The 10,652-nt window shown below is 59.8% G+C and carries 11 protein-coding genes and 1 tRNA gene; 6 read left to right on the top strand and 6 right to left on the bottom strand.

Going from position 1 to position 10,652, the window contains the following annotated elements; genetic code table 11:
- Positions 1–650 precede the first annotated feature (650 nt).
- A complete protein-coding gene (locus tag B7Y64_RS17990) occupies positions 651–860 on the top strand; it encodes a hypothetical protein (RefSeq protein ID WP_024815329.1) in 210 nt (69 codons plus the stop codon).
- A gap of 55 nt (positions 861–915) precedes the next feature.
- Here the strand turns inward: B7Y64_RS17990 and asd are convergent, their stop codons facing one another.
- Entirely contained in the window at positions 916–1,761 is an 846-nt protein-coding gene (gene asd, locus B7Y64_RS17985; protein WP_291324034.1) for an archaetidylserine decarboxylase, read from the bottom strand.
- 365 nt (positions 1,762–2,126) lie between these two features.
- Between asd and infA the strand changes: the two genes are divergently transcribed.
- The 3 genes from infA (at position 2,127) to B7Y64_RS17970 (ending at position 3,456) form a co-directional block, all read left to right on the top strand.
- Positions 2,127–2,375 carry a translation initiation factor IF-1 gene (gene infA, locus B7Y64_RS17980; protein WP_024815327.1) on the top strand — a complete coding sequence of 83 codons (249 nt, stop codon included), beginning with the start codon at positions 2,127–2,129 and terminating at the stop codon, positions 2,373–2,375.
- A 95-nt stretch (positions 2,376–2,470) separates the two neighbouring features.
- A tRNA-Pro gene (locus tag B7Y64_RS17975) sits at positions 2,471–2,547 on the top strand.
- A 129-nt stretch (positions 2,548–2,676) separates the two neighbouring features.
- A complete protein-coding gene (locus B7Y64_RS17970) occupies positions 2,677–3,456 on the top strand; it encodes a heparan-alpha-glucosaminide N-acetyltransferase (protein ID WP_291324036.1) in 780 nt (259 codons plus the stop codon).
- A 126-nt stretch (positions 3,457–3,582) separates the two neighbouring features.
- On the opposite strand, the gene B7Y64_RS17965 is transcribed toward B7Y64_RS17970, so the two are convergent.
- The 5 genes from B7Y64_RS17965 to B7Y64_RS17945 form a co-directional block, all read right to left on the bottom strand.
- The gene (locus B7Y64_RS17965; RefSeq protein WP_024815325.1) at positions 3,583–4,368 is read right to left on the bottom strand and encodes a peptidylprolyl isomerase; all 786 of its coding nucleotides are present in this window, start codon (positions 4,366–4,368) and stop codon (positions 3,583–3,585) included.
- A 67-nt stretch (positions 4,369–4,435) separates the two neighbouring features.
- Positions 4,436–4,711 carry a BolA family protein gene (locus B7Y64_RS17960; protein ID WP_111867985.1) on the bottom strand — a complete coding sequence of 92 codons (276 nt, stop codon included), beginning with the start codon at positions 4,709–4,711 and terminating at the stop codon, positions 4,436–4,438.
- Positions 4,708–5,262, bottom strand: a complete 555-nt coding sequence (locus tag B7Y64_RS17955) for a septation protein A (RefSeq protein ID WP_291324033.1) — start codon at positions 5,260–5,262, stop codon at positions 4,708–4,710. Before B7Y64_RS17955 ends, B7Y64_RS17960 begins: the two co-directional genes overlap by 4 nt.
- A 34-nt stretch (positions 5,263–5,296) precedes the next feature.
- Positions 5,297–5,710 (bottom strand): peptide-methionine (R)-S-oxide reductase MsrB, encoded by a 414-nt coding sequence (gene msrB / locus B7Y64_RS17950; protein WP_024815322.1) that lies wholly within the window; start codon positions 5,708–5,710, stop codon positions 5,297–5,299.
- Positions 5,707–7,188 carry a protein adenylyltransferase SelO gene (locus tag B7Y64_RS17945; protein ID WP_291324032.1) on the bottom strand — a complete coding sequence of 494 codons (1,482 nt, stop codon included), beginning with the start codon at positions 7,186–7,188 and terminating at the stop codon, positions 5,707–5,709. Before B7Y64_RS17945 ends, msrB begins: the two co-directional genes overlap by 4 nt.
- A 426-nt stretch (positions 7,189–7,614) precedes the next feature.
- Between B7Y64_RS17945 and B7Y64_RS17940 the strand changes: the two genes are divergently transcribed.
- Both B7Y64_RS17940 and B7Y64_RS17935 read left to right on the top strand, forming a co-directional pair.
- Positions 7,615–9,258: a 3-(methylthio)propionyl-CoA ligase gene (locus B7Y64_RS17940; protein ID WP_024815320.1), complete on the top strand. Its 1,644-nt coding sequence runs from the start codon at positions 7,615–7,617 to the stop codon at positions 9,256–9,258.
- A gap of 144 nt (positions 9,259–9,402) precedes the next feature.
- Positions 9,403–10,638, top strand: a complete 1,236-nt coding sequence (locus B7Y64_RS17935) for a branched-chain amino acid ABC transporter substrate-binding protein (protein ID WP_024815319.1) — start codon at positions 9,403–9,405, stop codon at positions 10,636–10,638.
- Positions 10,639–10,652 lie beyond the last annotated feature (14 nt).

Below are 10,652 nucleotides of genomic sequence, written 5' to 3'. Positions count from 1 at the left end.
GTCGGCGGGCTGGCTCCAGCTCGCACTGGTGGCCTCCTCGTACCAAGCCTTCAGCGGCTGCTCGGCGTCGGGGTAGCGCTCCCAGAAGGCCCGAAGGGTGGACACGGCAATCACTCGCATGGGTCGAAGTGTAGTCCCAAAATGGGACTAAGGCAAGTGGCATCCAGGCCGGGCAGGTGGTGAAGGTGTCCAAGAATGGGTGTGAATGGGTGTGTTTATGGTTGTCCGAGCTGGCGCAGCGTTGGACGGCCGGATTTCCCAAATGCTCGTTTCGTACAGGTGGGCACCTACAATGGGGTCGCTTTCGTATCTGGTTCAGATGACGGACGCGGGCTCAGTTTCGTGTTCTACCACCATAATTTGAAATCCCAACCCTTATCGGTTGGGACTTTTTTGCGCGTGCCCTTTGTGGTGGCGCGGTTTCGCGCTTTGGTCTCTTGGGCATCGCCCTCAGGAAGCCGTCGTTCCGGGCATGTATTCTGCCGTTTTTCTCGCTGAGTTCTCCGTTGCCTTCTTGAGAAATTTTTTCTGTAACCGTTACTTTTGGGGCTTCCGTTCTGCGCAGTGCTCTCGGGGGTGCTAGGATTAAAAGTTGCCTCCATTTGGGAGGGCGGTGCCAATCATGCAGACAGCGGGGGGAGCCGCATACGATGAGCGATGCGGTTTACTACTACATGCCCCTTTTCAAGCAGGGTGTGTCCGTTCAGTTTGGGCAGAGCCGGGAGACGGTAAGCCATGTTGTGATTCGGCGCAATGCCATGCGCGTCTATCTGGTGGGCCACGAGACTCCCGTGCATCCCGACATGTTGACCCTGGAGCCCACCGCGTTTTCGCTCACGCGTGTCCTGGATAGCTTCTGAAGGAGTGCTTTCACTGTTGGAGTGGCGTCAATATTGCTCGAAGTGCACCTGCGGTTTATTGGCGCTGGGCCATAGATTCACCTAGTTGAATAGGTCGTGCCGCGGCCCAATGGGCGTTGAACTGCAGCGGCCCCTTCGGAAATAGCATCACCACGGTAGATCCCAGTAGAAAACGACCCATCTCTTCGCCTTGCCGCAGGGCCACCTGACCTGGCGCGTAGTCCCATTGACGCAGCTGACCAGTGCGCGGAGGATTGACTTGGCCATGCCACACGGTGGCCATGCTGCCCACGATGGTGGCGCCCACCAGCACCAGCACAAATGGCCCATGTGCCGATTCAAAAACGCACACGACGCGCTCATTGCGTGCGAACAGGCCAGGCACGCCACGCGCAGTGGTGGGGTTCACAGAAAATAGGTCACCCGGCACATGCACCATGCGCGTGAGCTGACCCGCGCAGGGCATGTGAATACGGTGGTAATCGCGTGGGCTCAGGTACAAGGTGGCGAAGTGGCCGTGGTCAAAGGGCGCTGCAAGCAGCGCATCACCACCGATCAGCGCTGTTGTGGAATAGCGGTGGCCTTTGGCCTGGAAAACCTGGTCTTTATCGATGCTACCGAATTGGCTGATGGTTCCGTCCACCGGGCAGATCAGATCGGCCGATGCCAGCGGACGTACGCCAGGTTTTAAAGAGCGTGTGAAGAAGTCGTTGAACGACGCATAGCTGGCGACGTCGGGGTTGGCAGCCTCTGCCATGTTCACGTCGTAGCGTGCCACAAAGCGGCGTATCACTGCCGTGGTCAAACTTCCTAACTGTGCGGAGGCAAATTTGCCAGCCAGGGTGGTGAGGGCCCGCTTGGGCATGATGTATTGCGGCAAAACTGCCAGGCGATCAGACACGGACGAACCCTCAAGGACGAAAGCGGCTGATTCTATCGGTCGCATGCCGTGGCATGTTGTGCTGCGCACCCACCGACTGTGGCGGATGCAGCAAGAGAGGGATTTGACCTTTGCCGGGCGGTCTGTCTTGGCGACATAGGCAGGACGGGGACATCGCGCTACAATTGTCACGCTCATGCACAGCGCCTCGCCTGTCCATTGAAGCCGTCTCACCGGCCTCTTTTCTGATCTGCACCCCGGGTGCAGCGACTCCCCCGCCCGCAAAGCACCGTGCTCCGAGCCCCCAGAAGGCACGGTGACGGCGGTTGTGGATGCACGATGTGCCGGCGCATCAACCACAGAATATTTGTTTTTAAGAGATACACATGGCCAAAGAAGAACTGATTGAAATGCAAGGCTCCGTGACGGAAGTTTTGCCCGACTCGCGTTTTCGCGTAACCCTGGAAAACGGCCATCAGTTGATTGCCTACACCGGTGGAAAGATGCGCAAGCACCATATCCGCATTCTGGCGGGCGACAAGGTCTCGCTGGAACTGTCGCCTTACGATTTGACCAAGGGCCGCATCACTTTCCGCCATCTGGCCGGTCGTGGCCCTGGTCCTTCGAGTCGTTGATTCTTTGCCGGTGACTTCAGTGGCTGGAGAGATGTAAAAAAAGAAATGCATCAGACTCCAAACAGCTCTGAATTCCGGGATAGAATACGAGCTGTCGGAGCGTAGCGCAGCCTGGTAGCGCATCTGCTTTGGGAGCAGAGGGTCGCGAGTTCGAATCCCGCCGCTCCGACCATTGTTCAAAGGACTTGCAGCAAACGCTGCAAGTCCTTTTTTGTTGCCTGTCAGATACCCAACTTGGCAGACAGAGCACTATGTTGCGATTCGGCGCAGCTATGCTGCCGAGTGCAATGCCGCGACACCCATGACCGTTCATCACCTGCTCTCCACCGCCACCAGTCCCCACGCTCGCTATGACAGCGTGGATGCCCTTCGGGGCTTTGCCATGCTGTGGATGACTGTTTTCCACTTTTGTTTCGATCTGAGCCATTTTGGCTATTGGCCACAGAATTTTCGTGCTGATCCTTTCTGGACTCTGCAGCGCACCGCCATCGTGAGCCTCTTTCTTTTCTGTGCTGGTCTCGGTCAGGCCATCGCCTTACAGCAAGGGCAGGGGTGGGTGCGGTTTGGTCGGCGCTGGCTCCAGATTGCTGGCTGCGCCGTGCTGGTGACGGTCAGTTCGTGGGTGATGTTTCCGCAAAGCTTTATCTATTTCGGTGTGCTGCATGGCATGGCGGTCATGCTGGTGGTGGCCCGGTGCACCGCGGGCTGGGGGCGCTGGCTTTGGCTGGCGGGAGCCATTGCACTGGCGCTGCCGTGGTGTGCAAAGCTGCTCCTGTCGGGTGTGGATGCTGAGTGGGCGCCGCTGTTGAATGGGCGCGCTTTGAACTGGCTTGGCCTGGTGTCCCGCAAGCCGTTTACAGAGGACTACGTGCCGGTGCTGCCCTGGCTGGGAATCATCTGGTGGGGTCTGGCTGCTGGGCAGTGGATGCTGTCCCGACCGGTATCGTTGGTGCCGCTGGGTGTGCCGTTGTTCTTGCGGCCACTGGCATCTCTCGGGCGGTGGAGTCTGAGCTACTACATGGTGCATCAGCCAGTCATGATCGGTGGCCTGATGGTGCTGGGCTGGGTGCTCAAGAGATAAGGCCCTGCGAGGCGCGCTGATTTCCAAGGGAAGCGCGAAAGGCGCTTTCACCATAAAAAAACGCGGCCTGGACCGCGTTTTTCTATTGTGGAGCCTGCGTTCAGTGCGAACGCATTCAGGCACTTTTTATTCGACCTTGGCCTTGGCGCGCAGTTCTTCCTGGAACTTGGCCAGCTTTTGCTGCTGCAGTTGCTGCGCAACTTGCGGCTTGACCTCGTCCAGCTTGGGCAACTGGGCTTGGCGCATGTCGTCCAGGCGGATCACGTGCCAGCCAAACTGGCTCTTCACAGGGGTCTCGGTCATCTTGCCCTTGCTGAGCTTGATCAGGGCTTCCGTGAATTCGCTCACATAGCTGGCGGGGTTGGCCCAGTCCAGATCGCCGCCCTTGGCGCCAGAGCCTGGGTCTTTGGACTGCTTCTTGGCGATGTCTTCAAACTTGGCACCCTTTTTGATGGATGCAATGATGGCTTTGGCATCCGCTTCCTTGTCCACCAGGATGTGGCTGGCCTTGTATTCCTTGCCGCTGTTGTTGGCCACGAACTTGTCGTACTCGGCCTGGATTTCAGCGTCGGTCACGGGGTTGTTCTTCTGGTAGTCGGCGAACAGTTCGCGGATCAGGATGGTTTGGCGGGCCAACTCCATTTGCGTTTTGTAGTCGGCAGATCCTTCGAGGCCGCGCTTTTGGGCTTCCTGCAGGAAGATTTCGCGGGCGATCACTTCTTCCTTGATCTGACCTTCCACTTCAGGGGTGACGGGGCGGCCGGACCGCTCTACCTGCTGGCGCAGAACTTCGGCGCGCTCTTTGGGCACGGCCTTGCCATTCACGATGGCAAGGTTCTGGGCGGATACGGGCAGGGCCATCGTGCCCAGCACGGCAGCGGCCACGAGGCCGGACAGGAGCTGTTTCTTCATGCGGAATCCAAAAAGTGAGAAAGTGATTACAGGCCGAAGGCCGGCAACAGTAAAGATGGGGGCCGGGTCAGAGAACTTCAATGACGATGGCGTGAACACCCTGGTCAATAAATTCTTGCAGCGCATCATACACAAGGCGATGCTGCGCAACGCGGCTTCTTCCGGTAAACAAAGGTGACGCAATGCGCACCCTGAAATGGGTGCCGAAACCCGTGCCGTTGGCGCCCGCATGGCCTGTGTGGGCGGCACTTTCATCTACTACCTCCACCACGGTGGGGTTGAGCTTTTCAGCCAGGCGCTGCTGCATGGCCTGGGCCAGGGCGGGAAGCGGGATCGTGGTCATGCTTGTGGCCCCTTGGTGTCTTCGGTGTCCTTCATGTAGCGGCTGAGATACAGCGCTTGCACCAGCACAAAAACAAACATCAGCCCCATGCCACCGAAAAGCTTGAAGGTGACCCAGGTGTCGGTATCAAAGTTGTAAGCCACCCAGAGGTTGAGCACGCCCATGACGGCAAAGAAGCCCGTCCAGCTCCAGTTCATGGTGCGCCATGCTGATTCCGGCAAGTCCATCTGAGCGCCCATCAGGGACTTGAGCAGGTTTTTGCGGAAAAACAGCTGGCCGCCCAACAGTGCGCCACCCATCAACCAATAGAGCACGGTGGGCTTCCACTTGATGAAGGTGTCGCTTTGCGACAGCAGCGTGGCGCCACCGAAGAGCACGATCACCCCGAGGCTGAGCCATTGCATGGGTTCGACCTTGCCGTGCTTGAAATGCAGGTAGCCGATCTGCACCACCGTGGCGGCAATGGCCACGGCTGTGGCGATGTAGATACCCCAGATCTTGAATGCCGCGAAGAACAGGAAGATGGGAAAGAAGTCGATCAGTAGTTTCATGTCGCCAGAGGTTGGGGTGACGGCCTGGGCCGGTTCAAGGGGTCTTCTGTGTGAAGTCGAGTGAGGCGGAGTTCATGCAGTAGCGCAGGCCTGTTGGTGCCGGGCCGTCTTCGAAGACATGGCCCAGATGCGCCCCGCATTGTGCACACACGGTTTCGGTGCGCACCATGCCGTGGCTGCGATCGACGATGTCTGCAATGGCTCCGGGCACTGCCTGCGAAAAGCTCGGCCAGCCGCAGCCGGCATCAAACTTGGTGCCCGCATCAAACAACTTGGCGCCGCAGCAGATGCAGTGGTAGGTGCCGTCTGCCCAGTGTGCTTCGTATTTGCCGGTGAAGGGGCGCTCGGTGGCCGCATGGCGTGTAACCTGCAGCGCGCCGGGCTCGGCACCCTTTTCCTGGAGCAGCGTTTGCCATTCGGCGTCGGTTTTCTGGATGGGGTAGCTCATGATGAACAGCTGATCTCGATGGATGAGGCCCAGTCGGGCGGGAAGTCTGCCCAGGCGTCGTGGCCAGGATGCTCGTCAAACGGACGCTCCAGCAGGCGCTGCAGGGTTTGGAATTTGGAGAAATCACCAAGTTTCGCAGCCCGGATGGCCTGCTCGCCCAGGTGGTTGCGCAGCACGAACTTGGGATTGTTGTTTAGCATCAAATCGGCCGCTAGCCCTTTATTTGTAAGCGCAAGTAGCTCACTATATGATAGCAACCACTGGTCCCAGCCCGCACGGTCGGCAAACAGGTCGCGCACCAGTTCAAAATGGTTTTGCGCGACGGCGTGCGACAGGCGGCGCCAAAAGATGGTGTAGTCCACTCCGTTTTCTGCCAGCAGCAGCAAGATCCCGTCGATCAATTCGGCATCGTCGGCACGCTCGCCGGCAAGGCCCAGCTTGGCGCGCATGCGGGCCATGAAGTCGGTGGAAAAAACGGTTTTGTACGACGCAAGGGCCTCCCGGGCCAACTCTTCGTCGCCGATCAGCGGCATCAAGGCCTGGGCCAGGCAATGCAGATTCCAGTAGGCCACGTTGGGCTGGCGGTTGAAGGCATATCGGCCCTGGGTGTCGCTGTGGTTGCAGACGTGGCCGGGCGCAAAGGTATCCAGAAACTGAAAGGGGCCGTAGTCGATGGTCAAACCCAGAATGCTCATGTTGTCGGTGTTCATCACACCATGACAAAACCCCACGGCCTGCCAGTGCGCCATCAGGGTTGCCGTGCGCTCGCTCACGGCCTGCAGCAACGCTGCATAGGCGTTGCCACCAGGCTGCCCGGTGGTGCGGCAGGCCGGGTAATACCGGTCGATCACATAGTCGGCCAGCGCGCGCAGCTCGTCCACCTTGCCACGGGCGGCGAAATGCTCGAAATGGCCGAAACGGATAAAACTCTGCGCCACCCGGGTCACCACGGCAGCGGTTTCAATTTCTTCGCGGCGCACGGGCGCCGGTGACCCTGTTAAGCACAAGGCCCGCGAGGTGGGGATGCCGAGCGCGTGCATGGCTTCGCTGCACAGGAATTCGCGGATGCTCGAACGCAGCACGGCGCGCCCATCGCCCATGCGCGAGTAGGGGGTTCGGCCGCTGCCTTTGAGCTGCACCTCCAGCCCGCCCATGGTTTCGCCCAGCAGGATGGCCCGCCCGTCGCCCAGCTGCCCGGCCCACACGCCAAACTGGTGGCCGCTGTAAACGCTGGCCAGGGGGCTGCTGCCGGGCAGGCGGGCATTGCCCGTGAACGCATGCAGCGCTTCGTCCGACGCCATCCAGTCTGCATCAAGCGCCAGCAGTTGCGCCACGTCGGTGCTGGTGCCTATCCAGTGCGGTTGGGGCAGGGGGGTGGGCTCCAATGCGGTGAAAAACGTGGGCCCCAGGCTGGCGAACGCACCCTGGCTGGTCCATTCCAGAGGCGAGGTGGCAGTGCTGGTGGCAAGCGGGTTCATCGGTGCATTGTCTCGCAGCCACGATGCCCCGGCCCTTGCAGGGCCATGCCCGCGCAGCGGATTTGGCGTTGGGTGGCGCAGCCCTTCAATGGGCCTTGTGACTTGGGGGAGGCTTCATCTGCGTATTGTGTGACTTGGCGTCTGACACAGCGACTCAGGCAGCACGATCTGAAAAATGGGCAAGCAGCCTGAGGCGCTGGCCCCGCCCGCCAACTGTCTGGCGCGCGACAGGTGTTGGCGCGAAGAAGGCAACGCTGCACACTGTGGCCCAGGCCGTGGGGCGCGCGAGGCCTTGCATCCATCTCAATCGGCAGCGGGCACCTAGGCGGCGGGCGATCGGTTGCAGGGCCGCGCACTGAGCCGGTTTACGCACACTGGCCACGGTAGGATAAGGATTCCAATCAACATGATATTCAAGGAGCACACATGCTGGGCCTGATGCAAAGTCAACCACTGCTGATTTCTTCGCTGATCGAGTTTGCCGAACGGCACCACGGCGATGCAGAAATCGTCTCACGCAGGGTGGAAGGGGATATTCATCGCTACACCTACCGTGACCTTGCACGCCGTGCCAGGCAGCTGGCGAATGTGCTGGACGGCATGGAGCTGCAGTTCAGCGACCGCGTGGCCACGCTGGCGTGGAATGGCTACCGCCACATGGAGATGTACTTTGGCGTGAGCGGATCGGGCCGTGTGCTGCACACCGTCAACCCGCGACTGCATCCTGATCAGATCGCCTGGATCGTCAACCATGCCGAAGACCAGGTGATGTGCTTTGACATCACCTTCCTGCCGCTGGTGCAGGCGGTGCACGCACGCTGCCCCACGGTGAAAAAATGGGTGGCGCTGTGCGATGCTGACAAGCTGCCAGCCGATTCGGGAATCCCCGGTCTGGTGAGCTACGAGACCTGGATTGGCGGCGCATCCACCGACTACGCTTGGCCCGTGTTTGACGAAAACTCGGCATCCAGCATGTGCTACACCAGCGGGACCACCGGCAACCCCAAGGCGGCGCTCTACAGCCACCGCTCGACCACACTGCACGCCTATGCCGCAGCGTTGCCCGATGTGATGAACCTGTCGGCGCGCGATGCCGTGCTGCCTGTGGTGCCCATGTTTCACGTCAATGCCTGGGGCATTCCCTATTCGGCACCGCTCACCGGCTGCAAGCTGGTGTTTCCGGGGCCGGCCCTGGATGGCAAGTCGGTGTATGAGTTGATCGAATCGGAAGGGGTGACCTTTGCCGCAGGTGTGCCCACGGTCTGGCAGATGTTGCTGAACCACGTCAAGGCAGGTGGTTTCAGGTTCAGCACCCTCAACCGCACGGTGATTGGTGGTTCGGCATGCCCACCCGCCATGATCCATGCCTTCCAGGATGAATTTGGCGTGTCGGTCCTGCACGCCTGGGGCATGACAGAAATGAGCCCGTTGGGTACGCTGTGCACGCTCAAAAACAAGCATCAGGCATTGCCGCGGGATGAACAGATGAAGGTCCTGCAAAAGCAGGGGCGCGCCATTTATGGCGTGGACATGAAGATTGTGGACAGCTCCGGTGCCGAGCTGCCCTGGGATGGCAAGACCTACGGTGACCTGCTGGTGAAGGGGCCATGGATCGTGGCCGATTACTACAAGAGCGAAGGCGGCAGCCCCCTGATCGCGGATGCGCAGGGGCGTGGCTGGTTTCCCACCGGTGACGTGGCAACCATCGACGCAGATGGCTTCATGCAGATCACCGACCGCAGCAAGGACGTCATCAAGTCTGGCGGCGAGTGGATCAGCTCCATCGACATCGAAAACATCGCCATGGCACACCCCGCCATTGCCATGGCGGCCTGTGTCGGCATGCCGCATCCCAAGTGGGATGAGCGTCCGATCGTCGCGGTGGCCCTCAAGCCCGGCGCCGAAGTGAGCCGCGAGGAACTGCTGGCCTTTTACGAAGGCAAAACCGCCAAGTGGCAGATTCCTGATGACGTGGTGTTTGTCGATGCCATTCCCATCGGGGCCACGGGCAAGATGCTCAAGGCCAAGCTGCGCGAGCAGCTCAAGGGTTACAAGCTTCCCGGCCTTTGATTTCGGGCGGGTGTGGCGCCCGGGGGAGCGCTGCATCCGCGGCATGCCAGTCGCATGGGTGATAGCTGCTAGGGGCAATCCCTGAGCGGTGGTTGGTGGCAACGCGGTACGCTGCGTTCGGTTGATTCAACAGGAGACAAGACAATGAAATTTGCTATCAAAGCAGTAGCTGCATCCGTTATTCTGGCAAGCGCTGGTGGCGCTTTCGCCCAAAAAGGCGAAACCGTCAAAATCGCCTGGCTAGACCCGCTCTCGGGCCTGATGGCTGCGGTGGGTACGAACCAGCTCAAGAGCTTTCAGTTTCTGGCGGAAGAGTTCAACAAAAAGAATGCAGCCGGCGTCAAGTTTGAAATCATCGGCATCGACAACAAGCTGAGCCCGCAGGAAACCACCAGCGCCCTGCGTTCCGCAATGGACCAAGGTGCCCGCTATGTGGTGCAGGGCAATGGCTCTGGCCCGGCTTTGGCCATCATTGACGCGCTGGAAAAGCACAACGCCCGCAACCCTGGCAAGGAAGTGCTGTTCCTCAACTATGCCGCGGTGGACCCGGACCTGACCAACAGCAAGTGCAGCTACTGGCACTTCCGCCTGGATGCCGACACCTCCATGAAGATGGAAGCGCTGACCACTTACATGAAAGACCTTCCTGAAGTCAAGAAGGTCTACCTGATCAACCAGAACTACTCGCACGGCCACCAGGTTTCCAAGTTCGCCAAGGAAATCATGAAGCGCAAGCGCCCCGACGTGCAGTTTGTCGGCGACGACCTGCACCCGTTGGCACAGGTGCGCGATTTCTCCCCCTACATCGCCAAGATCAAGGCCTCGGGCGCCGACAGCGTGATCACCGGCAACTGGGGCTCCGACCTGGCGCTGCTGATCAAGGCCGCCAACGACGCGGGCCTGAACAACGTCAACTTCTACACCTACTACGGATCCGTATCCGGCAGCCCGACTGCCATGGGCGCTGCCGCTGCTGGCCGCGTGTACATGGTGGCTTATGCCCACATGAACCTGCCAGGGCCCCTGAACCAGATCGTGGTGGACTACAAGAAGAAGTTCAATGACGACATGTACACCGGCGCCGTGTACCACGCCTTCTCCATGCTGACGGAAGCCTTTGCCAAGACCAAGTCCACCGACCCGGTGAAGGTGGCGGCCACCCTGGAAGGCATGAAGTTCAAGAGCTTCAACGGCGAGGTGGAGATGCGCAAGACCGATCACCAGCTGCAGCAAGGCCTCTTCGTCTCGAAGTGGGAGAAGACGGGTGGCAAGTACACGATCGACTCTGAAAACACGGGCCACACGTTTGTTCCTGTGAAGTACTACGAGCCCTATGTGGCCAGTACGCCCACTTCGTGCCAGATGAAGCGTCCTTCCTGAGACCACTTTTTGAA

The sequence above is a fragment of the Acidovorax sp. 35-64-16 genome (genome assembly GCF_002281195.1).
Taxonomy (GTDB): Bacteria; Pseudomonadota; Gammaproteobacteria; order Burkholderiales; family Burkholderiaceae_C; genus Acidovorax; species Acidovorax defluvii.
Note: the sequence above shows the minus strand (reverse complement) of the source record. Positions and strands in the feature narration are given on the sequence as shown.

Bases quoted from the DNA above. Each gene is read 5' to 3' on its own strand.
- B7Y64_RS17990 (WP_024815329.1), top strand. From the start codon at position 651: ATGAGCGATGCGGTTTACTACTACATGCCCCTTTTCAAGCAGGGTGTG.
- infA (WP_024815327.1), top strand. From the start codon at position 2,127: ATGGCCAAAGAAGAACTGATTGAAATGCAAGGCTCCGTGACGGAAGTT.
- B7Y64_RS17970 (WP_291324036.1), top strand. From the start codon at position 2,677: ATGACCGTTCATCACCTGCTCTCCACCGCCACCAGTCCCCACGCTCGC.
- B7Y64_RS17965 (WP_024815325.1), bottom strand. From the start codon at position 4,368: ATGAAGAAACAGCTCCTGTCCGGCCTCGTGGCCGCTGCCGTGCTGGGC.
- B7Y64_RS17960 (WP_111867985.1), bottom strand. From the start codon at position 4,711: ATGACCACGATCCCGCTTCCCGCCCTGGCCCAGGCCATGCAGCAGCGC.
- B7Y64_RS17955 (WP_291324033.1), bottom strand. From the start codon at position 5,262: ATGAAACTACTGATCGACTTCTTTCCCATCTTCCTGTTCTTCGCGGCA.
- msrB (WP_024815322.1), bottom strand. From the start codon at position 5,710: ATGAGCTACCCCATCCAGAAAACCGACGCCGAATGGCAAACGCTGCTC.
- B7Y64_RS17945 (WP_291324032.1), bottom strand. From the start codon at position 7,188: ATGAACCCGCTTGCCACCAGCACTGCCACCTCGCCTCTGGAATGGACC.
- B7Y64_RS17940 (WP_024815320.1), top strand. From the start codon at position 7,615: ATGCTGGGCCTGATGCAAAGTCAACCACTGCTGATTTCTTCGCTGATC.
- B7Y64_RS17935 (WP_024815319.1), top strand. From the start codon at position 9,403: ATGAAATTTGCTATCAAAGCAGTAGCTGCATCCGTTATTCTGGCAAGC.